The 24,527-nt window shown below is 54.5% G+C and carries 27 protein-coding genes; 10 read left to right on the forward strand and 17 right to left on the reverse strand.

Annotation, left to right across the window (positions count from 1 at the left end):
* Nucleotides 1-53: 53 nt before the first annotated feature.
* Nucleotides 54-884 (reverse strand): enoyl-ACP reductase FabI, encoded by an 831-nt coding sequence (fabI, locus tag AUQ41_RS05730; RefSeq protein ID WP_008891298.1) that lies wholly within the window; start codon nucleotides 882-884, stop codon nucleotides 54-56.
* Between the two features lie 202 nt (nucleotides 885-1,086).
* Between fabI and AUQ41_RS05735 the strand changes: the two genes are divergently transcribed.
* Nucleotides 1,087-2,445 (forward strand): YihY family inner membrane protein, encoded by a 1,359-nt coding sequence (locus AUQ41_RS05735; RefSeq protein ID WP_063087130.1) that lies wholly within the window; start codon nucleotides 1,087-1,089, stop codon nucleotides 2,443-2,445.
* Here the strand turns inward: AUQ41_RS05735 and AUQ41_RS05740 are convergent.
* The 4 genes from AUQ41_RS05740 to AUQ41_RS05755 all read right to left on the reverse strand — a co-directional run bounded on the left by AUQ41_RS05740 (nucleotide 2,442) and on the right by AUQ41_RS05755 (nucleotide 6,286).
* Nucleotides 2,442-3,785, reverse strand: coding sequence for a mechanosensitive ion channel family protein (locus AUQ41_RS05740; RefSeq protein WP_063087131.1), 1,344 nt, complete (start codon nucleotides 3,783-3,785; stop codon nucleotides 2,442-2,444). The genes AUQ41_RS05735 and AUQ41_RS05740 overlap by 4 nt on opposite strands.
* 163 nt (nucleotides 3,786-3,948) lie before the next feature.
* The gene (locus AUQ41_RS05745) at nucleotides 3,949-4,650 is read right to left on the reverse strand and encodes a hypothetical protein (RefSeq protein ID WP_157092638.1); all 702 of its coding nucleotides are present in this window, start codon (nucleotides 4,648-4,650) and stop codon (nucleotides 3,949-3,951) included.
* Nucleotides 4,651-4,663: 13 nt separating this feature from the next.
* Nucleotides 4,664-5,593 (reverse strand): DnaJ C-terminal domain-containing protein, encoded by a 930-nt coding sequence (locus AUQ41_RS05750; RefSeq protein ID WP_063087133.1) that lies wholly within the window; start codon nucleotides 5,591-5,593, stop codon nucleotides 4,664-4,666.
* Nucleotides 5,594-5,809: 216 nt separating this feature from the next.
* Complete coding sequence (locus AUQ41_RS05755; RefSeq protein WP_008891306.1) at nucleotides 5,810-6,286, reverse strand: RT0821/Lpp0805 family surface protein; 477 nt, start codon at nucleotides 6,284-6,286, stop codon at nucleotides 5,810-5,812.
* Nucleotides 6,287-6,432: 146 nt separating this feature from the next.
* Between AUQ41_RS05755 and pdxH the strand changes: the two genes are divergently transcribed.
* Nucleotides 6,433-7,053, forward strand: a complete 621-nt coding sequence (gene pdxH, locus AUQ41_RS05760) for a pyridoxamine 5'-phosphate oxidase (RefSeq protein WP_008891307.1) — start codon at nucleotides 6,433-6,435, stop codon at nucleotides 7,051-7,053.
* A gap of 80 nt (nucleotides 7,054-7,133) precedes the next feature.
* On the opposite strand, the gene AUQ41_RS05765 is transcribed toward pdxH, so the two are convergent.
* Nucleotides 7,134-7,442: a helix-turn-helix transcriptional regulator gene (locus tag AUQ41_RS05765; protein ID WP_008891308.1), complete on the reverse strand. Its 309-nt coding sequence runs from the start codon at nucleotides 7,440-7,442 to the stop codon at nucleotides 7,134-7,136.
* Between the two features lie 340 nt (nucleotides 7,443-7,782).
* Between AUQ41_RS05765 and AUQ41_RS05775 the strand changes: the two genes are divergently transcribed.
* A complete protein-coding gene (locus tag AUQ41_RS05775) occupies nucleotides 7,783-8,640 on the forward strand; it encodes a universal stress protein (protein WP_063087135.1) in 858 nt (285 codons plus the stop codon).
* A 207-nt stretch (nucleotides 8,641-8,847) separates the two neighbouring features.
* A complete protein-coding gene (locus AUQ41_RS05780) occupies nucleotides 8,848-9,027 on the forward strand; it encodes a hypothetical protein (protein WP_063087136.1) in 180 nt (59 codons plus the stop codon).
* Nucleotides 9,028-9,088: 61 nt separating this feature from the next.
* On the opposite strand, the gene AUQ41_RS05785 is transcribed toward AUQ41_RS05780, so the two are convergent.
* The gene (locus AUQ41_RS05785) at nucleotides 9,089-9,784 is read right to left on the reverse strand and encodes an SOS response-associated peptidase (RefSeq protein ID WP_063087275.1); all 696 of its coding nucleotides are present in this window, start codon (nucleotides 9,782-9,784) and stop codon (nucleotides 9,089-9,091) included.
* A gap of 202 nt (nucleotides 9,785-9,986) precedes the next feature.
* Here AUQ41_RS05785 and AUQ41_RS05790 point away from each other — a divergent pair, with 202 nt between their 5' ends.
* Complete coding sequence (locus AUQ41_RS05790; RefSeq protein WP_008891311.1) at nucleotides 9,987-10,730, forward strand: SDR family NAD(P)-dependent oxidoreductase; 744 nt, start codon at nucleotides 9,987-9,989, stop codon at nucleotides 10,728-10,730.
* 26 nt (nucleotides 10,731-10,756) lie between these two features.
* On the opposite strand, the gene AUQ41_RS05795 is transcribed toward AUQ41_RS05790, so the two are convergent.
* The 6 genes from AUQ41_RS05795 to AUQ41_RS05820 all read right to left on the reverse strand — a co-directional run bounded on the left by AUQ41_RS05795 (nucleotide 10,757) and on the right by AUQ41_RS05820 (nucleotide 16,607).
* Nucleotides 10,757-11,263, reverse strand: coding sequence for a GNAT family N-acetyltransferase (locus AUQ41_RS05795; protein ID WP_063087137.1), 507 nt, complete (start codon nucleotides 11,261-11,263; stop codon nucleotides 10,757-10,759).
* A 72-nt stretch (nucleotides 11,264-11,335) separates the two neighbouring features.
* Nucleotides 11,336-11,875 carry a hypothetical protein gene (locus AUQ41_RS05800; RefSeq protein ID WP_008891313.1) on the reverse strand — a complete coding sequence of 180 codons (540 nt, stop codon included), beginning with the start codon at nucleotides 11,873-11,875 and terminating at the stop codon, nucleotides 11,336-11,338.
* A 232-nt stretch (nucleotides 11,876-12,107) separates the two neighbouring features.
* Nucleotides 12,108-13,325: a 5-aminolevulinate synthase gene (gene hemA, locus AUQ41_RS05805; protein ID WP_063087138.1), complete on the reverse strand. Its 1,218-nt coding sequence runs from the start codon at nucleotides 13,323-13,325 to the stop codon at nucleotides 12,108-12,110.
* 608 nt (nucleotides 13,326-13,933) lie between these two features.
* Nucleotides 13,934-14,776: a universal stress protein gene (locus AUQ41_RS05810; RefSeq protein WP_063087139.1), complete on the reverse strand. Its 843-nt coding sequence runs from the start codon at nucleotides 14,774-14,776 to the stop codon at nucleotides 13,934-13,936.
* Nucleotides 14,777-14,933: 157 nt separating this feature from the next.
* Nucleotides 14,934-15,539: a hypothetical protein gene (locus AUQ41_RS05815; protein WP_063087140.1), complete on the reverse strand. Its 606-nt coding sequence runs from the start codon at nucleotides 15,537-15,539 to the stop codon at nucleotides 14,934-14,936.
* A 192-nt stretch (nucleotides 15,540-15,731) separates the two neighbouring features.
* Nucleotides 15,732-16,607: a LysR family transcriptional regulator gene (locus AUQ41_RS05820; RefSeq protein ID WP_063087141.1), complete on the reverse strand. Its 876-nt coding sequence runs from the start codon at nucleotides 16,605-16,607 to the stop codon at nucleotides 15,732-15,734.
* Nucleotides 16,608-16,727: 120 nt separating this feature from the next.
* Here AUQ41_RS05820 and AUQ41_RS05825 point away from each other — a divergent pair, with 120 nt between their 5' ends.
* Nucleotides 16,728-17,099 (forward strand): VOC family protein, encoded by a 372-nt coding sequence (locus tag AUQ41_RS05825; RefSeq protein WP_063087142.1) that lies wholly within the window; start codon nucleotides 16,728-16,730, stop codon nucleotides 17,097-17,099.
* Nucleotides 17,100-17,138: 39 nt separating this feature from the next.
* Complete coding sequence (locus tag AUQ41_RS05830) at nucleotides 17,139-17,837, forward strand: glutathione S-transferase family protein (RefSeq protein WP_063087143.1); 699 nt, start codon at nucleotides 17,139-17,141, stop codon at nucleotides 17,835-17,837.
* A gap of 74 nt (nucleotides 17,838-17,911) precedes the next feature.
* On the opposite strand, the gene AUQ41_RS05835 is transcribed toward AUQ41_RS05830, so the two are convergent.
* Nucleotides 17,912-18,601 carry an orotate phosphoribosyltransferase gene (locus tag AUQ41_RS05835; RefSeq protein ID WP_063087144.1) on the reverse strand — a complete coding sequence of 230 codons (690 nt, stop codon included), beginning with the start codon at nucleotides 18,599-18,601 and terminating at the stop codon, nucleotides 17,912-17,914.
* A gap of 262 nt (nucleotides 18,602-18,863) precedes the next feature.
* Here AUQ41_RS05835 and AUQ41_RS05840 point away from each other — a divergent pair, with 262 nt between their 5' ends.
* The 3 genes from AUQ41_RS05840 (at nucleotide 18,864) to AUQ41_RS05850 (ending at nucleotide 21,891) form a co-directional block, all read left to right on the forward strand.
* Complete coding sequence (locus AUQ41_RS05840; RefSeq protein ID WP_063087145.1) at nucleotides 18,864-19,136, forward strand: helix-turn-helix transcriptional regulator; 273 nt, start codon at nucleotides 18,864-18,866, stop codon at nucleotides 19,134-19,136.
* A 128-nt stretch (nucleotides 19,137-19,264) separates the two neighbouring features.
* The gene (locus tag AUQ41_RS05845) at nucleotides 19,265-20,989 is read left to right on the forward strand and encodes a SulP family inorganic anion transporter (RefSeq protein ID WP_063087146.1); all 1,725 of its coding nucleotides are present in this window, start codon (nucleotides 19,265-19,267) and stop codon (nucleotides 20,987-20,989) included.
* 116 nt (nucleotides 20,990-21,105) lie between these two features.
* Nucleotides 21,106-21,891, forward strand: a complete 786-nt coding sequence (locus tag AUQ41_RS05850; protein ID WP_063087147.1) for an enoyl-CoA hydratase-related protein — start codon at nucleotides 21,106-21,108, stop codon at nucleotides 21,889-21,891.
* Between the two features lie 26 nt (nucleotides 21,892-21,917).
* Here AUQ41_RS05850 and AUQ41_RS05855 read toward each other — a convergent pair whose 3' ends face one another.
* The 3 genes from AUQ41_RS05855 to AUQ41_RS05865 all read right to left on the reverse strand — a co-directional run bounded on the left by AUQ41_RS05855 (nucleotide 21,918) and on the right by AUQ41_RS05865 (nucleotide 24,408).
* Nucleotides 21,918-22,427, reverse strand: a complete 510-nt coding sequence (locus tag AUQ41_RS05855) for a DinB family protein (RefSeq protein ID WP_063087148.1) — start codon at nucleotides 22,425-22,427, stop codon at nucleotides 21,918-21,920.
* A 52-nt stretch (nucleotides 22,428-22,479) separates the two neighbouring features.
* Complete coding sequence (locus AUQ41_RS05860; protein ID WP_063087149.1) at nucleotides 22,480-23,697, reverse strand: Bcr/CflA family multidrug efflux MFS transporter; 1,218 nt, start codon at nucleotides 23,695-23,697, stop codon at nucleotides 22,480-22,482.
* 198 nt (nucleotides 23,698-23,895) lie between these two features.
* Complete coding sequence (locus tag AUQ41_RS05865; protein WP_063087150.1) at nucleotides 23,896-24,408, reverse strand: DinB family protein; 513 nt, start codon at nucleotides 24,406-24,408, stop codon at nucleotides 23,896-23,898.
* Between the last annotated feature and the right edge of the window lie 119 nt (nucleotides 24,409-24,527).

Here is a 24,527-nt window from a genome sequence, read left to right on the forward strand (position 1 = left end):
AGACAAAACGGGCCGCCCATCAGGGCAGCCCGCAAAATCGTATCAGGCCCAGATCAGGATTTCTGGACAGTGATGTCAGGTGCGTCTGCCTGTTTCATGCCAACGGTGTGGTAACCGCAATCGACATGATGGGTTTCACCCGTAACACCGGTCGAAAGGTCTGACAGGAAGTACAGACCCGATCCGCCAACATCATCAAGCGTGACGTTACGGCGCATCGGCGAGTTGTATTCGTTCCATTTCAGGATATAGCGGAAATCGCCAATCCCCGATGCGGCAAGGGTCTTCATCGGGCCCGCCGAAATGGCGTTGACGCGAATGCGGTCCGGGCCAAGGTCATTGGCAAGGTATTTGACGCTGGCTTCAAGGGCCGCCTTGGCAACGCCCATGACGTTGTAGTGCGGCATGACCTTTTCCGCGCCGTAATAGGAAAGTGTTAGAAGCGAACCACCATCGGTCATCAGTTTTTCCGCGCGCTGTGCGATCGCGGTAAAGGAATAGACCGAGATGTTCATCGAAAGTGCGAAGTTTTCCGGCGAGGTATCGACATAGCGACCACGCAGTTCGTTCTTGTCGGAGAAACCGATGGCATGCACGACAAAGTCAAGCTTACCCCATTTTTCCTTAAGCGTCTCGAACACGGCATCCATGCTGGCCGCATCGGTCACGTCACATGGCAGAACGATGTTGCTGCCAACGGACTCTGCGAGCGGGCGCACACGTTTTTCGAGGGCTTCGCCCTGGAAGGTAAAGGCCACTTCGGCGCCGGCCGCAGCAGCCGCACGTGCAATGCCCCAGGCAATCGATTTATCGTTGGCGACACCCATAATCAGGCCGCGTTTACCGGCCATAAGGCCCGAAATATTGTCGGTGGACAGGCTCATATTTCCTCTCGTTCCCACGATCTCTCTCTGGCAGGTAGAGGCATTCAAGAAAAGCCGCGACCGGCCCAGAAGGCATTAGACATTTTGCGCATCCTACACAAAGCGCGGCCAAGGTCAATCTGACCTGTCATAACGTGTGCAGGCACGCTATCTTGTTGATCAGGTGCAGTATAACCGGAAAATGCGTGGGGATAAGCGTTTAATGGCCGAAATTCAGAAATTGCTCGCTGATCGAACTGCGTTCTGGCGCTATGCCGGTATGCGTTTTGTCCATGACAAATCCATACAACGTGCCGCCGGTTTGTCCTATACGACGCTTTTGGCGATGGTGCCGTTTCTGGCGATTGCCCTGACGGTTTTGTCGGCCTTCCCGGTTTTTGATCAGTTCAAGGACCAGATCATGACCGTGGTCCTGAGCAATTTCCTGCCGGAAACCGGCGCGCAGGTTACAGACTATCTTGGCAATTTCTTGCAGAATACCGGACAGATGACGGCGATTGGCACAATCGTGCTTGGCCTGACGGCGGTGATGTTGCTCAGCGCCATCGAAGGGGCGATGAACGATGTGTTTCGCGTGACCAGCCCGCGTAAAATTCTGGCGCGCCTTGTGGTGTTCTGGACGCTTTTGACGGTTGGGCCGATGTTGCTGGGCTTGAGCTTGTCACTGGCGTCCTATTTCTTTGCCATGCGATACCTGGTGGGCGGCGAAGCGGTTGCCGAGCATATCGGTCAACTGACGTTTCTTGCGCCGTTTGTCCTGTCGGCGGTGGCCTTTTCATTGCTGTTTATCGGCATGCCGAACCGTTCGGTCGAGATTATTGATGGTGTGGCCGGTGGCGTGGTGGCGGCCGTTTTGTTCGAAAGCCTAAAAAAGGGGTTTGCGTATTATGTCACGACATTTCCGACCTATCAGACGATTTATGGCGCGGTTGCGATTGTGCCCATCTTTTTGTTGTGGATGTATCTGACCTGGATCGTGATCCTTTTGGGTGCGCAGGTGGCAGCCGCGCGGTCCGAATGGCGTGCGGCACGTGCAGCCGGCCTGATCCCCGATCCGCGTGGTGCGGTGCCGGGGCATATGGAACGGATTATCGCCGTGCTGCGGGTTTTGGAATATCTGCAAAGTCGTTTCCACGAGGCCGACAAGCCGCCGACCTATCGCAGGATGATGCGCGACGTCAAACTGGGCGGGCGTGATCTGAACTGGGCGTTGGCAGCATTGCGGCGTGAAAAGCTGATTGATCGTTCCGAAAATCATCGCTGGCTGCTTTCGGGCGACCTGTCGCGGATTTCGTTGATGGATCTGATGAGCCGCCTTGGCCTGTTTCTGGATTACGACCGGTTGCTGGTCGTGCAGACCGATAGCGGCTGGCCGATTGCCATGCGTGAACGCCTGATCGAACTGGAAGAAAAACGCAAAACGGTTCTGGATGTGAAGGTGGGTGATCTGCTTGATACCCCGCGGCCCGAAGACAAAATCCCCGAACAGATCGAGAAAGACCCGGACCACGAGAAACAAGACGATATCAATCAAAAAGACATGACCGACATCATAAGTTAGTCGTTGCGGCCGGGCGCTTTGGCGTGGGTCATTTCCACGCGGATCGGTTCATCGCTGCTGCGCAGGTGCAAATCGCGTTGCGGGAACGGGATTTCGATATTGTGTTCGATGAAGGCATCCCAGACATTGAGCAAAACTTCGCTGATGATATTGCCGCGTCCGTTTTGCGGGTCGTTGATCCAGAACCGGATTTCAAGATCGACCGAGTTGTCACCAAAACCGCGCATCAGGGTATTGGGGCCGGGATTGTCCTGCACGCGTGCGCATTTTGCCGCTGCCTCGTTACACAGTTTGATCGCAAGGTGGGGATCGCAGTTATAGGAAATGCCGACTGGTACCTTCAGGCGCAGCTTGACGTCCGAGTGGCTCCAGTTTTCGACCTGATTGGTGATCAGGTCTTCGTTCGGAATCAGGAATTCCGTGCCATCGCGGGTTCGAACCGCGGTATAGCGCGCGCCCAGTGACTGAATCCAGCCAAAGGTATCGCCAATCGCAATGACATCGCCGGGCTTGATTGAGCGGTCAAGCAACAGGATCACGCCGCTGATCAGGTTGGCGAAAATGCGTTGCAGACCAAAGCCAATCCCGACACCGACCGCACCACCAAATACGGCGAGTGCTGTCAGGTCGACCCCCATGGTCGACAGCGCAAACAAAACGGCGATCGACAGCAAGACAAGCTTCAGAAGCTTTGCCATCAGGACCTGAACCGACGGGGTCAGGTGATGGACCTTGCGGATGCGTTGTTCAAACAGGCGCGAGGCAAAGGATGCCACCCACAGCAAAACCGCAAGCGAGAGAACGGCTTTGATGATGCCATAGATCGAAATGCGGAACTCGCCGAATTCAATCGCATGCCCGTCAAGGATTGCGATACTTGGTTCCAGCCATCCGACAATGTTGAGTGCTGCCAACGTCCAGGCGACGGTGGCGATGGTGCGTGACCAGACAGGATCATTGACAATGGCGGCGGCCAGACGAATGACAATCCACGCATTCAGAAGACTTGCCACCAACCGGATGATGTTATGGCGGTAGCCAGCCTGAATGGCGATGGCATCAAGCAGCCAGATGGCAATGACAAAAATCAGCGGGAAGGCAAGACTGGGCAGCACCAGCGCAAAGCGCCGAAACCCGGCATAGGGTAAAAGCGGCTTCCAATCCTGCAAGCGTGCGAGAAGCGACGCCAGACGACCACGCAGCAAAAAGGCCGGAATGGTGGCAAGCAGGCAGGCAGCAATCTGGATCAGGATCGGGACCAGCAGGACATTTGCAGAGATCCAGGCGATTGCCTGTTCAAGCCATTGCAAATAGATGTCCGGATTGCTGAGCTGTTCCATATTGTCCCTGATGGTCGGTTTCGTTCTTTGCGACAAATCCCGTTAAAACAATATGGTAACACGAAAAAGAACTTGAAGCTTGTTAGATCGTTGTTGAGGCAAAATCGCAGGATTTTGGAGAGCACAACATTGGTTGTGTGTTCAAAAATTTACTTTGCAGTCATTAGGGATGAATGAGCTCGTCACCTAGAACTTGACCGTGAAAATCGACCATCATCAATGCAAGAAAAGAACGTCGGAACATAAAAGTATATGTGCCGAGCGAAAGATCATTTGGGTCGGTTCTGGTTATGTAACCACACTGATCTGCAATGTTTTTTCCCGAGCGGCGTAATTTGTGAACTGTCCCATAGAGGCAAAACTGGGGGATATTGTCCGCGTTTGCCGCTGTCCAGAAATTGGCGTAAATACGAGCGCCCTTTGGGACAATCCTTCCGGTTTCCCTATAGTGGAACGCCTTGGCCCACTTCCTTAATACCGATAAAAACTTCTCGTGGCTGTTTTCGCCAAGATGCAAGGCATAGGTGTCATCAGATATTTTCTGGATATCCTCAGACATCTCAGAAAGTATTTCTGGGTTATTGTTGGATATACCCTTCAAGTACTTCTGGATTTCATTCGGTTTCGCAGGAACTGCCGGGTGTGAATAAACTCTCGAAAACATTGCGACAACTTGTTCGTCAGAACTGGAACCCGAGTTGCAAGCATTGCAACTCGGGAACTCAAACCCTTCTGGGAATTGTCGTTCGTCAAAACACGACCTTGAGGGAATATGGTCAACCTCAGTGGCTGGCTGCGTTCCGCCGCAGAAGCAGCAGGTGGTATGGTGAGCAAGAAACTTCCTATTAGCTTTTGCTTTCCCCATACAGAACGTGACCTCAACGTGCCTTATAGGGGTGCTTTTCAGACCAGTCCTTGATGAACTGGACCAATTCATCATCGCGCTCTTCGGGCAGCTTGACCGTCAGGTGAACATATTGATCACCGCGTTTGTTGCCCCGGTCATAGGGTGCACCCTTGCCGCGCAGGCGCAGCTTGGTGCCGCTATTGGCGTTGGCAGGCAGCTTCATATTGACCTTGCCATCGACAATCGGCACTTCGATGGAGCCACCCAGAATGGCTTCAGACAGGCTGATTGCCAAATCACAATGCAGGTCATTGCCTTCGCGCCGGAAGGTTTTATCCGGATGGACATGCAGCTTGATCAGCGCGTCACCGGCTTCGCCGCCATTTATACCCGCCATGCCCTGGCCTTTAAGGCGCAGGGTCTGTTCGTTTTCGCTTCCGGGTGGGATGCGGACCTCAAGGCTTTTGCCGCTGGCAAGATTGATACGCTTTGTCGTGCCAAGGATGGCCTCGGCGAAATCAAGGCTCAGCTCATAGGAGATATTCGGGCCTTTGACCTTTCTGGGTTTGCGTTCCCCGCCAAAGCCACCGAAACCGCCGCCGCCAGAACGTGCCCGTCCCTTGCCGAAAATTTCGTCAAAGATGTCCTCGGCATTGGCACCGGAAAAGCCGCCGAACGGATCACCACCACCAAAGCCGCCACCGGCATGTCCGCCGCCACGGGCAAACGGGCTGGTTTCGCGACCATCGGCGTCGATTTCACCATTGTCGAATTTCTTGCGGCGCTCCGCATCACCGAGAAGGTGATAGGCGCTCGATACCTTTTTGAAGCGTTCTTCGATTTTGGCATCGCCCGGATTGACATCGGGGTGAAGTTCACGCGCCAGTTTGCGATAGGCCTTTTTGATTTCTTCCTGACTGGCGTTTTTGGCGACGCCAAGTGTCTTGTAGGGATCCTGCATTTACTGACCGGTTCCAGAAACTAAAAGCACGTTATGTGATTTGCACGTTGTGTTCATTATTAGATCATGCGCCGCAAAAGATGAACCATTTTGCCGCATATGATCCGAAACAATGAGATTAAGGCGGGTTTGTCGCCCGAACCGATGACCAGATATGAAAAGGCGGCGCAAATCGCAAGGATCGCACCGCCTGTCATTTCAGATTTTTAGCAAGGCTTAGTTGACAACTTTCCAGCTGCCATCCGGCTGGCGGCAAGCGGTGCCATAAGCCGTTTCTTCCTGACCACCGATCATCACCGTTTGCTGGTATTCGCGGCAATATTCCTGAGTTTTCGGTTCCTGATAGGTGCGGGTCGGGGTCACCGTACCCTGAACACCGGTATCGGGGTTGTTCCAAGTGGTGGTTTGACCTGTCGGGGTGGCTTCCAGCGTGCGCTGGGTGCTTTTTGCCATGATGGCGCGGTCGGCATTGTCAAGCGACTTGCCGACTTCGCTGCCGATGAAGGCACCGGCAAGCGTACCAAGCGCAACACCGACAAGCTGGCCACTGCCCTTGCCGAACTGTGCGCCTGCGACGGCACCACCGACGGCACCAAGAAGTGTGCCGGCCGTTTGCTTCTGACCCTGATCCTGGGCGCAGCCAGCGATAAAGGCGGTCATGACCACCGGGATAACGATCTGACGGAATTTCATGTTTAATTTGCCCATCTTGTCTTTACAGTCCCAACCGATATTCTTTGGGTATATATATTGATCCAACGTTGTTGCTGCCACCGTAGTTCCGAAATATGTCGTCCTGACGGCAACAAATTTAATCAGCCAAAGGAAATCCTTTCGCAATGAACGAGAAAAATGCGCCAAAAATTGGGCATGAACCCCACGATGCCCCGTTCGACATGTTCGAAACCTGGTTTGCGGACGCAAAAAAGGTCGAGACTGCCTATCCGGATGCGATGACGCTTGCGACTGCCGATGCGCAAGGTCGCCCGTCGGCGCGGATTGTACTGCTTAAGGGTTTTGATCCACGCGGATTTGTTTTCTATACCAACTATGAAAGCCGCAAGGGCGACCAGTTGGCCGAGAACGGCTTTGCCGCCCTTTGTTTCCACTGGAAGACGCTTGAAAAGTGCGTGCGCATCGAGGGCAAGGTTGCCAAGGTCGATGCCGCCGAGTCAGATGAATATTTCGCCTCCCGCCCGCGCGGCAGCCAGTTGGGGGCCTGGGCATCCATTCAGTCGCGACCGATGAGTGGCCGGTTTGATCTGGAAAAACGGGTTGCGGAATTCACCGCCAAATTTGGCCTTGGCAAAGTGCCGCGCCCGGAACATTGGGGCGGTTATCGCCTTGTCCCGGACCGGATCGAGTTCTGGGCAGAGGGCAAATTCCGCCTGCATGACCGCAAGCTGTTTACCCGCGATGACGCCGATAGCGGTTGGGATACGCAAAAGCTGTTTCCGTAAGGAAGCCATGAGACTCCGAAACGCAAAAAACGCACAAGGGATCACGCCTTGTGCGTTTTTGTATTTTGGATCGGTGTGCCTTAGACTGCGGGTTCTGGCGGGCAGAAGGTGTCCTGCAGCACAGCGATGATCTTCATGATGTCGGGATTGGCCAGCGAATAATAGATTGTTTGCGCATCGCGGCGGGTTTTTACAAGCCCTTCGCGGCGCAGGCGTGCAAGGTGCTGTGACAGGGCGGATTGTTTGATGCCCAGTTCATTTTCCAGCGTGCCAACGGATTTTTCCGTGTCGCCGAGAGAGCACAAAATAAGCAGACGCCACTCATTGCCGAGCGTTTTGAGAAATTCTGCAGCTTCACGTGCATTCTCGTGCAGTGCCGTATAGTCCATCCGCGAGTAACCCCGTTCTTAACTCTGCACACCAGGTTGCATTTTTGCTTTGAATGCCCGGTATCCTACCCAAGAGAATAATATCTCGATCTTTAAAGCGTCATCGTAATCGTTGGCATTCATGTTACAATCATTTTGTGCATGGTCGATTGAGAAAAACCGATCCGGCACCAACCACCGACACCAACAAAGTATAAGAATAATAATAACTTTCGCAAATTTTTGATCTTGAACAAAGAAAGCTGGGGCAAAAGACCTCAGACTGCTTGGCAGTAAAGGCATCATCAGTCGGTATTTCAGGCAGGTTCAATGACCTGTTCGACAGGCGGGAGTAGTTAACATGGCAATTCGCACCATTCTGGCACCGGTAGCAGGCACGGCAATCGACAAACGTGTGATGGCGACGGCCTTTAAGCTGGCCAAGTCATTCAACGCGCATCTTGAGGCGCTTTTTGTCGCGGCCGAACCACAAGACGCCATTCCGATTGTTGGCGAAGGCATGTCGGGCCTGATCATCGAAGAAATGATCCAGGCTGCCACCACCGAAACCGAAAAGCGCGAAGCCAGCGGAAAGGCATCCTTTGCCGCCGCCGTTAAAGAGGCCGGCATTGAAGAGTCCAACACACCGAGCGCAGACGCCAAGCCGACCTGCGCCTGGCGCAAGGATAGCGGTCGCGAAGATGAAACTGTGGCCCGCCGCGGGCGTCTTTTTGATCTGGTGGTGATAGGCCGGGATCCCAAGGAAGCCTCTGCATCGCTGACCTTTGATGCGGCCCTGATGGAAACCGGACGCCCGATCCTGGTGGCCCCAGAAGTGCCCCCGGCGACCATTGGTGAAAAAGTCATGATCGCCTGGAATGGCGGGATTGAGGCCGCGCGCGCGGTTACATCCGCCATGCCGATGCTACGCAATGCCAAGGAAGTTACGATTGTCAGTGTCGGTGAGGTTCCCTATGGCCGCGCGTGCGCCAAGGCGCTGGCCGAACAGTTCAGCTGGCACGGAGTCGATGCGGCCGTGATTGAGAGCACGGAAACCGGACAGGTTGCTAATACCTTGATTTCCGAGGCAGAAAAATGCGGTGCCGATACCATTGTTCTGGGGGCATACAGCCATTCACGCTTCAAGGAGATGATCCTTGGCGGTGTGACGCAGGATATGTTGGCAAAATGTGCATTGCCGCTTTGGATAATGCACTAAGCCAAGGGGCTGCTTAAGCGCCTGATATCGCGAAATTATATTACCTAACCGATGGTATATGACTGAAAAGGCGCATTTTTGATGCGCCTTTTTTTGTTGCGTTGCGGGATAAATAGGAACAGGGTTACAGAAATAAGAACGTGACGAAACCCCGATGAACGAGGTGTTTCGCATTGTGGGAAATCAACGTCTGACAGGGGAAAACCCATGTTGTCATTGCGCGATATCATCGATTTCGCTTCGATGTCCGAAGACCTGGCACAGGAACTTAACAATCCGAATGTTGGTGTGCCTGATCTTGCTGCGTTGCTGTCTGGTCAAGCTGGCGGTGCGTTGCAGTCATGCAATGCGGCACCATGCGCCGCCAACGACGTTGACAGCGACTAATCATCTTATTCCCAGTTATGGACTGATTGGGCCAGACAGGCTGCGTGCCTGCCCAAGCAGCCTATTTTGAAAACAGATCAATCTGGTTTGTTTTCTCATCCGCACCCGTATTCTGATCTGTTTCGGGGCGATCCGACCTTTCTTCCTGCCATGAAAGAACATGATCGGGCAACGGGCCCAACATGTATCCCAGATCTTCGAACGCAATGTGCGGATCAAGCCAGGCCGCCAGATGGTTCGGGCCGATCACAGCCGGCATCCGGTTGTGAATATGGGCGATTGAGCCCGATGGCGCGCAGGTGATGATCGTGGCTTCACGTCCGTTTTCGAGGCCCGCAAACAGAAACGGTTGATGATCGGGCAGGGTGATGCGGTTCTTGTGCTTTGCCGTGCCGTCCTTGCGCCATTCATACCATCCGTTTGCCGGGATCAGGCAGCGGCGGTTCAAAAGTGGCCGGAAGGTTGGCTTTTCGGTCAGGGTTTCCGCGCGCGCATTGATCATCGGGCTGTTCATGCCCGGAATACTCAGCCCCCAGTATCGAATGGCGGCCTTTTGATGCGGCAGAATGACGGCAATCGGATCGGTCGGCCGACGCGTACCTGTCAGGCTGTCGAAGGCGGCGTCTTCGTCCTCGTCATCTGATCCGTTGCGACTGAACCCGTCGGGTAATGGCATGCGAATGATATCTTCCATTTCCAGGCCAAGCTGAACCTGAAAGGCGCGGATATCGCTGTTAAGATCAAAGCGGCTGCACATGGTCTTGCCCATCTTTACAATGGCGAAAACATAGCCTGTTTCGCATCCCTTGCCAAATGCCTGTAGGACAGCCTATATCGCGACCGTGACTGCAGAAAAATCTTACAGTACAAGGCTTTTCCTTCGATGGCGGGGCCTGTGGTGCTATAAGAAAACCAGCAAAATTCTGTTTGCCTGCATATCTTGTGAAGTGAGTACACCAATGAGCAGCAATGCCCCGAAAACAGTCGTTCTGACAGGTGCCAGTCGTGGCATCGGCCATGTTACGGTTGGATATTTTGCCAAGCGCGGCTGGCGGGTGATTTGCTGTTCACGCGAAGCCCCGCCGCCGAGCTGCCCACGCGATCCGGCGTTGGGCATTCACATCCGTGCCGATCTTTCCAAACCGGCAGAGGTCGAAGCCTTTATTGCCGAGGCGAACGAAGTTCTGGGCGATGATCCGTTGCATGCCCTGATCAACAATGCCGGTGTGTCGCCCAAGACCCCCTATAAGGAACGGCTTGGCTGTCTGAATGGTGATATTGCTGCCTGGCGCGATGTGTTTGAGCTGAACTTCTTTACGCCGCTCACACTTTCGCGCGGGTTTGCATCGGCACTACACCGGGGCAAGGGGGCAATTTGCAACATTACCTCGATCGCGGGGCATTATGTCCATCCGTTTGCCGGATCGGCCTATTCGACGTCAAAGGCAGCGCTTTCGGGCCTGACGCGTGAAATGGCCGTTGAATTCGCCGAGCTTGGGGTGCGGGTTAATGCAGTGGCCCCGGGCGAAATCAAGACCGACATGATTTCCCCGGAATATGAGGCACTTGTGCCGCGCATTCCGATGAACCGCATGGGCACGCCCGAAGATGTGGCGGCAGCGGTGCATTATCTGGTGGGGGATGACAGTACCTATGTCACCGGCACGGAAATCTTTGTTACCGGTGGGCAGCATCTGTACTGATCGGCAGATCGGGACTGGATGACTTCTTAGCTGTCTGCCTTGATGTAAAAGGCTGGGTCGTATTCGACTAAACCCGCCGGGATTTCATCAACCAATGGGCGTGCCATGAAATATTCATCGGGCACGCCTTCAAGTTTCAGATCGGGCAGGGGCGCAAAGCCAAACCGACCATAATAATCCGGCTCGCCCAGAACGACACAGCCGTGGGCATCATCGGCGCGCAGATGGCGGATGCCGCTTTGGATCAGTTCGGAGCCAATGCCTAGGCCCTGGCGATCCGGCGTGACCGCAACCGGGCCCAGGCCAAACCAACCACAGGCTTTGCCATCTATTTTCACCGGTGAAAACGCGATGCAGCCAACAATTTCATCGTCCTGTTCCGCGATCAGGGAAAGGGTGAGTTGACCACTTTTTCGGAGCGCATCGACGATCAAATGTTCGGTCTGCTGACTGTGGGGTGCAGTTGCGAAGGCACCATCCAGCAACGCGTGAATCGCCGCGATATCTTTTTCGGTTTCTTCACGTATCAACATTTTCCGTCCCTGCCTGTGACGTTGGACCTGCTTCCTGCGGGCCATCCATCACGACTATAACGGGAAAACGGTTTACGCTGAAAGGCTTTTAAGCCAGTCGCGTTTTTGCTCCAGCCGTTTGACTTCCATTTCAAGCCAACTGGTGAAGTTTTCGGCCTCGTTTGCGTGTTCATCTCGCAGGGCCAGGACGCGTTCGAGATCAAGTTCGCAGACGTCTTGCAGGATTTCGATCTGTTCGGTGCGGATGTCATGATCAAGCAGATGCAGGAACCGCATCTTGAGCGCCATGATCAGGCGCGAAAGCTCGCCCGATGTATCGCGCACATTGCCCTGCATCAGTTCAATGAACTTCTTGTGCCCGGCATCGGTCAGGCTCAGTTGCGCGTCAGACAACCCGCCGCTTGAGGTGTCTTCCTTGACCAGCCCTTCAAGCTTGAGCAGCTGAAGTGAACTTCCCATCATATCCAGGGACGGCCCCATGATGTGCGACATGAAATGGCGCACCTCGTTGGCCAGATCGCCATAGCTGATCGGCTTTTCGGAAAGGGCAAGGGTGCCAAGTGCGCACAGGCGGAGACATTCTTTGGGGAGCAAGGTTTTATCCGAATACATGGGCGGTCCCTGTTTGATGACAGGCCCGACATTAACGCGAACGGTTCTTAATTGCAAAGCATTATCTATACCGACGCGAAACCGGCAAGACAGCCTCAATATAGGACGCCGCCCGGTGAAAGCAAATGGCCGAACATCATTGTTCCCGGTAGTGGGCCATTAGATGGGCCGGATCATCAAAAAGGCCGGGGCATTTGCCACCGGCCTTTTAATTTCGTGATTGCCAAAAGTCTTAAGCGACCTTGGAAATGCCCAGTTTGCTCCAGACCGACAGGAGCGAGTCGATCAGGTGATCGACCAATTCGTCATTGTGCAGCGGGCCCGGCGTAAAGCGCAGACGTTCGGTGCCGCGCGGGACGGTCGGATAGTTGATCGGCTGGACATAGATGTCATGTTCGAACAGCAGACGGTCGCTGGCTTCCTTGCACATGGCGGGATCGCCCACCATCAGGGGAACGATATGACTTGGCGCGTCCATGACTGGAAGGTCGACTGCGCGCATGCGTGCACGCAGGGTATCGGCGCGTTCCTTCTGGGCAAGGCGTTCGACATTGCTTTCTTTCAGGTGGCGCACGGCTGCCAGCGCACCCGCCGCAATGCTTGGCGGATGGGAACTGGTGAAGATGAAGCCATTGCCGAAGCTGCGCACGAAATCGACGATTTCAGGCTTGGCCGCGATATAGCCACCAATCACGCCAAAGGCCTTGGCAAGCGTGCCCTGGATGATGTCGACGCGGTGCATGACGCCATCACGTTCGGCAACACCACCGCCGCGCGGGCCATACATGCCAACCGCATGGACTTCGTCCAGATAGGAAAGCGCGTTGTATTTTTCGCAAAGATCAAGGATCTGACTGATCGGCGCGATATCGCCATCCATCGAATAGACAGACTCGAACGCGACGATCTTGGCGCGCTGCGGCCCGAGATCCTTGAGGATTTCTTCAAGATGGGCGACGTCGTTATGTTTCCAGATGCGGCGCTCTGCCTTGGAGTGGCGCATGCCTTCGATCATGGAATTGTGGTTTTCGGAGTCGGAAATGATCACGCAATCCGGGAGCTTCGATCCCAGTGTTGACAGCGTCGTCCAGTTCGCGACATAGCCCGAGGTCATCAGAAGGGCGGCTTCCTTGCCATGCAGGTCGGCGAGCTCCCGCTCGAGCGCGACATGCAGATGGTTGGAACCGGAAATATTGCGCGTGCCACCCGCACCGCCACCCTGACCGGTGATGGCGTTCTGCATGGCCTCAAGCACCTTGGGATGCTGGCCCATGCCAAGATAATCGTTCGAGCACCACACGGTGATTTCACGCGGGGCTTCGCCGTTATCGGGGTGATAGAGCGCCTTGGGGAATTTTCCGACAATACGTTCGAGATTGGCGAATACACGATAGCGGCCCTCAGCCTTGAGGCCGGACAGCGCATCTTTGAAGAAGGTGTTGTAATTCATACTTGTTTCTTTCGCCTGTCTCTTTGCAGTGTCACGGATTTTGTATCTGGTCGTGGCATCACAAAGCTCTGGTCTCGTCCAGATCAGCGACCTGATTCTGGACATATCCTCCGGTTCGACCGGGTCTTTATGGTTCCCTTATCAACCATGAAGGCGGATACGGCATTGACCCTTGTCAAAAATTAAAGCGATTCCAGTCTTGTTTGGAACCATCAGATCAGAGAAGGCGATCCATCTCTCTTGTGTCGATCTCTTTTCGGAGCAAGCTCCGTTTTGTCTTAAGACCCAATTTGGCCTCGTTGGCGTCATTTGGCAAGGATTCGAACAGCTTTTGCGCCACAATTAAATCGTTTTCATCCATCGGAAAAATCAATCATGACAGAAATTACATATGATTTTCAATATGTATTAATGTTGATGATCAGATAAATTTGTCGATAAATTTTGGATTTGGTGACGGAGCCAAAAGCGGATTGTTTGATTTTTCCTTGTCTGGACAAGGGATTAGTCCGTGTGCGATTGCCTGTTTGCAAGGTGTCAATCGGCAAAGCCAATAAAAAACCGGCCGAAAGTTCCGGCCGGTTTTTGCAAATGCCAAATGCTGCTTCCTAGTGCGACATCAGGACCGGAACGGTCATGTGACGCAGAAGGTGCTGGGTGACGCCACCAAGCATCAGTTCACGCAGGCGCGGACGGCCATAGGCGCCGCACACCATCAGATCGATGCTTTCATCGGCTGCGCGCGACAGAATAAGGTCGCCAACACTGATGCCAGATGCGTTCATGCTTTCTTTCTTGGCATTCACGCCATGGCATTTCAGGCGTTCGCCAATATCGACACCCGGAACCGGCATGGTATCGCGTGCACCCTTGTTCGGGTCGGCACAGAGAACCAGAACGGATTTTGCGGCCTCGAGGAACGGCATGCTGTCATTCATGGCACGGACGGCTTCGCGATAGGGCTTCCATGCGACCATGACGCGATCTCCGATGGTATCAAACTTGCCGACATAGGGCACAAGCAGAACCGGCGCGCCTGCGGTCAGGATGACTTTGTCCGGCATTTCCGAGACAGAGCACGGATCGGAACTTTCCGGGTCGTGCTGGCCCAGAACCGTCAGATCATGATGGCGGGCATACATTGCGGTGGTATCGGCAATTTCGGACGCCGGGCAGGAGGTTTCCTGCCAGCTGAAAGCAACACCGGCCGCATTGCAGGTTTCTTCAAACTGGGTGCGTGCAGCCTTTGCGGTTTCAGCCATCGCAGATCGCTGCTGATTGATGATTTCCTCGGTGATCTGGACTTCCATGAAGCGCGGAATTTCAGGATAGGGCAGCAGGAAAAGACCGGTAAGGTGCGCGTCCTGCGCCTTGGCAACTTTCAACGCAACAGAAAGGCGTTCCTTGCAGGCAGCTGAGGTGTCGATATGAACAAGAATATCCCGATACATGATCCGATCTCCATTCGGTAGGTGGCGTGGGGCTGACCCGAAATCTGTCAAATTGCCCTTGGCCTTAATGTCTGTGGCTACCCTATCGTCGTCTCGGGATGGTTTCTTTGCTCTATCTCAAATTAAATTATTCCAAGTTGTAATTTCGGGCCAAGTATCACCCGTCCGCACCCGGTTCGGTCATCGGGATGGTTTTTTCCATGGTCGGAATGTCACTGCCAGCCGGAACGCCTGTGGTGGCAGGGGGCGTGACAGGGGCAGGTGTCATCGGTGCGCTGTCGTTCATCGCGGGCATGGCGGGCATCGCCGGATCATCGGTCGGAACACTGTTTGGCATCTGCATCGTGTCGCCTGACATCATCGAAAGCGTCTTGTGCAATTGCTGGGACAGGGTGCTCCAATTGGTTTGAAGCGTTGTGCAGGCCGCGGCATCGCCGGATTGAACGCAGCGCTGCGCCATCCGATCAAGAATGCCCAACGCAATACGGGCTTCGTCGATCTGCTTTTGGCGCATTTCATCCATCGCCTTGCGATTGGGATCGTCCATCATGACCAGATTGTCATTTCCCCCCGCAGACGTAGACCCCTGCATGGTGGCCGGTGATGCCGGGCGGGTATTCTGGGCCGGTGCACCCCACGGGGTAACGATGGTGTCGGAAGTGTTGGACATCGTGACCGGTTCTTCGACCGGGGCCATGCACCCCGACAGGGCAAGGCCCATTCCGATTGCGGGCAGGCATTTGGCAATCTTGCGCATCGACATGCGTTGTTCCTCCGACCGGTGGCGGGCGCGCCTTGGTCACGTCAGTTTGTTGTCCCGAACTCTGCCACAGTCGCTGCTATGACTTTGCTTTTGCTTGCGAACATATTGAACGTCGTTACGGAGTCTGTCCAGTCCGGGCAAGTGCGTGGCCAAGGAACGCAATCAGACGGTAATATGGAGCTTCCATCACATTCACCGTTCTTTGCCCGGCGACAGCCGCGGTTCGTCCTTTAATGATTTGGCGATCCATCGCATGGTTTCGCGGATGCGTGAAATGTTGCGCAGATCAGGGTGGGTTAAAACCCAAAGCTTGTTTGCCGGTATTTCCGGCAAAGGCGCAAGCAACCGCAAACCCGGAAGGGCAAGATCGGATGGCAAACAGGCCAAACCGCATCCGGCGTGAACCAGATGCGCCATCGCGATCAGATCATCGGTCTGCTGTTTATGCGGCGTGCGGCGGTTCGCATCGAGCCATTTATAAGGTGCGTAACTTGCCAGTGTTCCGGATGCACCGATGAAGGGCTCCGCCAGCAGGTCATCAAGCTTTGCCGGCTGATATCGTTCTGCGGCACCATAGATGCCCCATTCCAGTGTGCGGATTTCCTTGCCAACAAGATGTTCGGGCGGATTGGCCGCAACCCGCACGGCAATGTCGGCATATCGCTGTGTCATATTGAATTCGAGGTTGCTGGCAAGCAGTTCGATCTGAATATCGGGCCATTGATCCTGAAAGCGGGCAAGATGGTCTGGCAGAAAGAAATAGGAAAAACTGGTCGGTGCAGTGATGCGCACCAATCCGGCCGGTGCGGCATCTGTCCCCGCAATGGTGGTGTTGATGACGTCAAAGCTGTTCATGATCTGACGGGCGGGGACAAGCATTTCTGTCCCGGCATCGGTAAGGCTGTATTGGCCACGTATGCGATCAAAAAGCCGGGTACCTGCCTGTTCCTCCAACGCATGAATATGGCGAAACACCGTGGTGTTGCTAACCCGGATTTTCTGGGCGGCCAGTTCAAGCGACCCTGTTTCTGCGATGGCGAGAAACGACTTGATATAGTTCCAGTCCAATCGGCGCTCCGTTTCAAATTTGCAATCATATACTACAAAATTGCCTGTATATTGCAAAATTGAAATTTCGTACGGTGATCGGCATCAAGGAATTCACCTTCATATGTCAGGAAAGAAAACATGATCGGATACACATCACTCGGCACCAACGATCTATCCCGTTCGGGCGCGTTTTATGACGCATTGCTTGCCGGTTTTGGGGCGCAGCGCGTCTTTGAACAGCCGGACTTTATCGTCTGGAGTGCCGGCGAAAACAGCCCGGCATTTTCGGTGCATGTTCCGTTTGACGGGAATGTGGCAACGGTTGGAAATGGGACGATGATCGCCCTTTCAGCAGCGTCACGTGATCAGGTCGATGCGCTTTATAAAAAGGCGATCTCGCTTGGTGCGACGTCAGAAGGTGAGCCGGGACAGCGCCATGAAAACGGGTTTTACGCGGCCTACTTCCGCGATCTCGATGGTAACAAACTTAACATCCATCATATGGGCTAGGGCGATGATTGGTTGTGATGCGGCGCGGGAGTGGAGCTGATGTCATCATATCATTTGATCGGTCACCGGCTTTGCCCCTATGTCCAGCGTGTGGCGATGGTTCTGGCGCAAAATGGCATTGCCCATAAACGCACAGACATCGCCCTTGATGCCAAACCCGACTGGTTTCTCGCACTTAGCCCGACGGGAAACGTTCCTGTTCTGGTGGTTGATGATGAGCGGACCTTGTTTGAGGCCGCCGCCATCTGTCAGTACCTTGAGGCAATAACGGGTAAAAAAACATGTGGGGCGGATGCCTATGACTTTGCCTTGGCGCAGGCGATGGTTGCGATTGGCGATAAGTTATTGTCGCTTACCGCGGATCTGATTTATCGCGATCTGTCTGAAAGCAGCGTTGATGCGACGATGCATCAGATTAACAAGCAGATGTCGATTGTGTCGGATCTGATGTCGCCTCAGGCCCTGGACGCGGGCAAAGATCTTTCGATGCTTGATATCGTTTTTGCGACGGTTTTTCGGCCTTTTGCCCTGATCGCGGTAGGGCTGAACCGGGATCTGTTTGCCGGCTTTCCCGGGTTGCGCGGCTGGGCAAGCGATTTGGCCAAGCACGAGACGGTCCGAAACGCAGTGCCCGCCACCTATTATCGGGAACTGCACGAATTCATCGCGTGCAAGGACGGGTATCTGGCAAACCGTTTACGCATGATACCGCAAGACAACATCGCGCTTGCGCTTTGATGCGCAATAAAGGCAATAAAAAACGCCCGCTTGGTTGAACCTGCGGGCGTTTTGTTTTTTGGGCTTATTGCAGCTTAGTCGTGCTTGCCGCCATTGGCCTTTGACCAGCCGATCGGGTCCTTCAGGAAGGAACGCACGCCTTCGATGGCATCCTTGCTGAAATATTCGCCTTCTTCGGCAACGGCGAGGACATCGGCCCAGGTCGCAAGGTAATGCATTTCGATGTCGTCCTTGCGCAGTTCATCAAGCGCACCTTCGAAGATGTCATAGAAGAAGACGACAAAGGCATGTTTGCACTCGGCACCGGCTTCGCGGATGGCGTTGACGAAGTTGACCTTCGATGCGCCGTCGGTGGCAAGGTCTTCGACCAGAAGAACACGCTGTCCTTCGTGGATATCGCCTTCGATGCGGGCCTTGCGGCCAAAGCCCTTGGGCTTTTTGCGGACATACTGCATCGGCAGGTCAAGTGCATCGGCAAGCCATGCGGAATAGGGGATACCAGCCGTTTCACCGCCAGCAACCGCGTCAAAGGCCTCGTAGCCAGCCGCATCGGATACCTGACGGGCGGCGAGTTCAATGACCTTGCGGCGGGCGCGCGGGAAGGAAATCAGTTTGCGGCAATCGATATAAACCGGGCTGGCCCAGCCGGATGTCAGGATATAGGCTTCTTCCGGGCGGAAATTCACAGCCCCGATATCCAGCAAAATCTTGGCGACAGTTTTGGCAGCATAGGTGCAATGCGCGGTCGGTTTTTCAGTGGTCATGGCGGCTATACCTTCTCCGGATCGACTATTTGCGGACCTCTTAGCGCTTTTGGCCAAAAAGCGCAAAGAAAAGCCGCTGACCATTTGGTCAGGTTTCTTTGCGGTTTCTGTTGCCCGATTAAGGGGCTTCAGGTGGGGTGCTGTCGTCATTGAGGTGATACATAATGCACCAGTAATGATATCTGAGATATCATAATTGAAGTTATAAGGTGAATTTGTTACATCTAGGGTTTGATGATCTGCCTGTTGGAAGGGTGACTTGATGATTACGGCCGGACAGATGCGGGCCGCGCGGGCCCTTTTGGGGATTGATCAGAAAATGCTGGCAGAAATGTCAGGCGTCTCGGTTCCGACCATTCAGCGCATGGAAGCCAGTCAGGGCAATGTACGAGGAGTCGTAGATACCCTTTCAAAGGTGGTTGAGGCGCTTGACCGTGCAGGTATCGAGCTTATTGGCGAACAGGTTCCGAGTATGGGGGCCGGCCGGGGTGTTCGGCTGAAGGAAGCGGAAACCCGACAATCGAGAAACGATTAGCGTGCATTCAAAAATGCCGGTTCGTGTCGTCGTCAAACTTGGTGACTGCTGATCGGTAAGGGCCTGTGTCATCCCGGCCGCGCCGGGAAACTGATGTGTGCAATCACCCAACGAGGGTGCCAAGCAAAATGAAGCCAGAAAATCCAGAGAAAAGCCGGTATCCAAAACCGGATTTTGTCGAACTGTTTACACCGAAACTGATCACCGTTCTGCGTGAAGGGTATGGTCTTGCGCAATTGCGTGCAGATGCAATTGCCGGGCTGACGGTTGCCATCGTTGCCTTGCCGTTGTCGATGGCGATTGCAATTGCATCCGGGGCGACACCGGCACAAGGCCTTTATACCGCGATTATTGGCGGGATACTGGTGTCGCTCCTGGGGGGGAGCCGGTTTCAGATCGGGGGGCCGGCGGGTGCCTTTATTGTACTGGTCGCAGCCACTGTTCAGGCGCACGGCATGGATGGCCTGTTGCTGGCAACGATCATGGCAGGCGGGCTTCTGGTCCTGATCGGCCTTTTCAGGCTGGGCACCTATATCAAGTTTATTCCCTATCCGGTGACGGTTGGTTTTACCGCCGGAATTGCCTTCATCATCTTTGCCAGCCAGATCAAGGACCTGCTTGGACTTGATCTTGGTGGTCCGGAGCCGGGACCGTTTCTGGAAAAATTGCCGGTTATCTGGGCCGCTTTGCCGAGTATGGATCTTGCGACCGTGATGTTGTCAGGGTCGACTATTCTGGTGATTGTTGGGCTTAAACATGTCCGCCCGCACTGGCCGGGTATGCTGATTGCCGTGGTCGGTGCTGCGTTGATAACGGCTGTGTTTGATCTTCCGGTTGCGACGATCGGCAGTATTTACGGCGGCATTCCAGGCAGTTTTCCAATGCCATCCTTGCCTGATATTGATTTTGCCAAGGTGCAGGCGGTGCTTCCAAACGCCATTGCCTTTGCGCTTTTGGGGGCGATTGAGTCGCTGCTGTCTGCTGTGGTGGCCGATGGCATGACGGGACGTCGGCACAGATCAAACTGCGAACTGGTGGCACAGGGTGTTGCAAACGTTGCATCGGGCCTGTTCGGGGGCATTTGCGTTACCGGCACAATCGCGCGCACAGCAACCAATGTGCGATCCAAGGCACATGGTCCGATCGCCGGAATTTTGCACGGCGTGTTTCTGTTGCTGTTCATTCTGATTGCGGCCCCCCTGGCGGAGTTCATTCCCCTGGCATGCCTTGCCGGTCTGTTGGCAACCGTTGCCTGGAACATGATCGAAAAGCACGGCATCGTTACTTTGCTGCGATCATCGCGTGGTGACGCGGCGGTTTTGCTGACAACGTTGCTTCTGACCGTGTTTCGCGATTTGCTTGAGGCGATTGTTGTCGGGTTTGCATTGGGATCGGTTCTGTTCATCCGGCGTATGTCACGCATGGCCGATATCGAAAGTGCCACACCTTTTGTTGCCGAGGACCGGGCGGATAATCAGGTTGTCTTGATGGCATCGGATCCTGTATCGGCCGGTGATCCCGATATCGTTGTTTACCGAATTTCCGGCGTCTTTTTCTTTGGGGCGACGGCGGCCTTTGGATCGGTGCTGGACCGTATCGGTGATACGCGCCGTGCACTGGTTGTTGATTTTTCAGCCGTGCCTTTTCTTGATTCGACGGCCGCCAATACGCTGGCAAGTTTGGTTCAAAAAGTGCGCAGCCGGGGCGGGCTGATTGTCTTTAGCGGCACGAAACATGATATCCGGCGCGATTTGTTTGTCCACGGGATGAAGCCGCCAGCAATCCATTACGAGGCGGATGTTGAGCAGGCTGTCAAATGGCTGGGCGAAAAGCTTGGCACGTTGCGGGATTAACCGCAGTCGGGCGCAACCAATTGGTCTTTTGTTGGCAAAACAGCATTTTGGGTTTATTCGGTATCGTTATGCCGATTTAAGCTGTGCCCAAACAGCAAGCCCCAAAAGGAAATGCCATGACTGATCAGACCGGACTGAATGTCACCATTGATGATCGCGTTGCCACCATCACGATCTGTCAGCCGGAACGCAAGAACGCCCTGACCAAACCGATGTGGGGTGCATTGGCGACGATTGTCCACGAACTGTCGGATGATCTTGATTTGCGTTGCGTGATTATTCGCGGTGGCGAAGGGGCCGGTTTTGGCGCCGGGGCAGACATTCATGAGTTCGTACGTGAACGGTCCGGGTTCGAGAAGGCGCGCGATTACGGCATGCTGCATGCTGAGGCGCTTCAGACCATTCAGAACTGCACCCATCCGGTGATTGCCGCGATTGATGGCCCGTGCATGGGGGCGTCATTCGTGCTGGCGGCGGCGTGCGATATGCGCATTGCTGCCGAAAACGCAAAGTTCGCCGTGCCGCCGATGAAGTTGGGCGCAACACTTGGCTATCCCGAGCTCGAAATCATGCTTGATCTGCTGGGTGAGGCGGCTTTGTTTGAAATCCTGCTTGAAGGGCAGGTGTTTGACGTCGTCCGTGCGCGCGAGATCGGTTTTATCGCCCGTCACGTAGCACTCGAAGTGTTTGACGAAGAAGTCGACACGACGGGCAAACGCATTGCCGGTGGTGCGCCACTGACGCAGCGGGCGCACAAAAGCATGCTGAACCGTCTGCGCCAGGGCGGTTCAATTGATATGCATGAATTTGATGAAGGCTACCGCGCCTTTGAAAGTGCCGATTTCAAGGAAGGCTACACCGCGTTTCTTGAAAAACGCAAACCGGTCTTCACCGGGAAATAGGCAGGATTCCTTTGAACTGGGGCCTGTTAAAGTCCCAAATCAGGTGTCAACGGCACGTCGGTGATGCCGTAATCAATGCCCATCTTGTGCAATTCGCTGGTGATTTGGGAGCGGTGATGGGTTTGGTGATTGAAGAATTGCACCAAAAATAGCGGGCGGGGCAGGTTGCGGGTAACTCCGTCGACACCGGTGAACTCGCGATATCCATCCTGCCAGTCACGATCGTCCGAGGCGACAAATGCCTCGATCTCGGCATCAAGGTCGCGGCGGATTTGCCGCAACTCTTCAAAATCATCGGCGACCTGGGTGTGGGCATCATAGACCGGGGCGTTTCCAGTTTTCATGATGCTGAGAATACGACGGTCTATATGCACCAGATGGTTAAGGGTGGCATTGATCGACTTAAAGAACATGCCGCGATCACGACGGCGTTCTTCGTCGCCAATCTGACCGCAAAGATCATAAAGCACATTGTTCTGCCACGTGTTGTATTTGGCCATTGCGCAGCCATAGTCGTCAAATGTCATCCGGGCCATTGAAGATATCCTGAAATGAGTGGTGGCGGGGTCGGTGTGATCAGCAGCTTGATCAGGTGGGGGATTCTGTCTGTTTGGCGTCGGCCATAAAATGGACCATCAGATTGGCAAAAATCGCAAAGCCCAGCATCGATACGGTCAGTGGCAACAATGTATTGTCATGAAAATGACCGATGACGATGCCTGCAACCGCGCCGGTGGCGAACTGGATCGTCCCCAAAAGGGCCGTCGCCGTACCGCCGATATACGGGAAATACTGCATGAAGGATGCCGTGGCATTCGGTGCGGTCAGACCGATCAGGCCGACCGAGAACATGATGAACGGCACCACTGTCCACAAGCTTGGCTCAAAGACATTTGTCGCAATGAACAAGCCGATGGTCGCGACAAGTTGAATGCCGGTACCAATTTTTAGAATCTGATGACATTCGAGGCGTTTGAGCAACGGGTTGTTGAGCCGGTTACAAATGATAATCACCGCAACATTGGCCCCGAACAAATAGGGGAAGTATGCCTGCGGCACGCCAAAGAAATCGATATACATAAACGGGCTGTCGGTGACGAAACTGAACATCACCGCACTGGCCCCGGCATGGGTCAGCATAAAGCCAACCGCCTTGCGCGTGCGCAAGACTTCCAGATAAGTCCACCATACCCGGCGCACCGGGCCAGGATGGCGTCGGCGCATCAAGCTTGTTTCGGGCAGTTTCAGGTAAACGATGGCAAGCATCAGGCTGCCATAGACAATCAGCAGGACGAAGATCGATTGCCATGTTGACCAGACCAGCAATAACGAGCCGATGGTTGGTGCGACAAGCGGTGCAATCATCATGATCACCGCAATCAGCGCAAACATGCGCGCAGCTTCCTTGCCTTCAAACAGATCGCGCACCGACGCACCGACAATCACAATCGAAAATCCGCCGCCAATGGCCTGGAAAAACCGCATGACATTCAGCGAAAAGGCGCTGTCGACGGTGGTGATGATCGCGCTGGTGACGATATAGATGACCAAACCGACCAATGCGATGGGACGTCGACCGATCCGGTCAGACAGCGGTCCTCCGATCAGTTGCCCCAAGGCAAATCCGATCAAGAAGGTACTGACGGAGACTTCAACAGCATGGGTGGCCTCGCCAAAGTCGCGCGCCATTGCCGGGATTGCCGGCAGGTAGGTATCAATGGCAAATGGTGCCGTCGCAACCAGTGCGGCAAGCAAGATGGCAAGCTTTTTCGGGTCAAGCGATGCGCTGGGCAGGGGCGTGGACATGCGCAATCAATTCCGTTCAGTGTTTGGCGGCGGGTCAGAGCCCCCGAGCAGAGGGCACGCGTTGCGCGGAGTATGCAAGCACGCGCAGGTAAGCAAAGTGACCAAGGCGCAGCAGTGTGGGGCGTCGGGTGTGATAATCCCGAGCCCTGTATTATCCATAAAATTCAGGCTTCTGCCAGCGGTTGCTTGGATTGCGTCTTAGCTTATTGGCAGATCGGGCGTGTAGGGCACGTCCGTGTTGCCGTAATCAAGGCCCATCTTGTGCAGTTCGCTTGTGATCTGAGAACGATGATGGGTTTGATGATTGAACAGCTGAACCAGAAACAGCTGTCGGGGGAGTTTACGGGTGACGCCATCCGGGAAGGGAAGTTCGCGGATCTCATCCTGCCAGCTGTGATCGGTGCCTTCGACGAATTCGGTGATGTCGGCATCGACTTCGGCCCGCATGGCCTTGAGCGTTTCGAAATCGTCGGCAACGATGGTGGTCGGTTCGAACGGACCGGCTTCACCGGTGCGCAGGATGGTCAGAATGCGCAGATCAACATACAGGATATGGTTTAGCGTGTTGTGGATGGAGCCAAAGAACATATTGCGATCCATCCGCCGTTCGACATCGCCGATCTGATCACAGAGGTCAAACAGCGCGCCGTTTTGCCAACTGTTATAGGTCGCCATGCAGCGGCCATAGTCGTTGAAATTCATCTTGGACATTTTGAAACCGCTCCTTCCAGAGGCGCAATCAGGCCTGGTTTTTCTTGGTTGTCATTGGTTTAACCAATACTACCGCATGTCGCGGGCCGTGGCACTGAAATACAGCAAGGGCGGCATCC

This window comes from Thalassospira sp. MCCC 1A02898 (genome assembly GCF_001618185.1).
Lineage (GTDB): Bacteria > Pseudomonadota > Alphaproteobacteria > Rhodospirillales > Thalassospiraceae > Thalassospira > Thalassospira tepidiphila.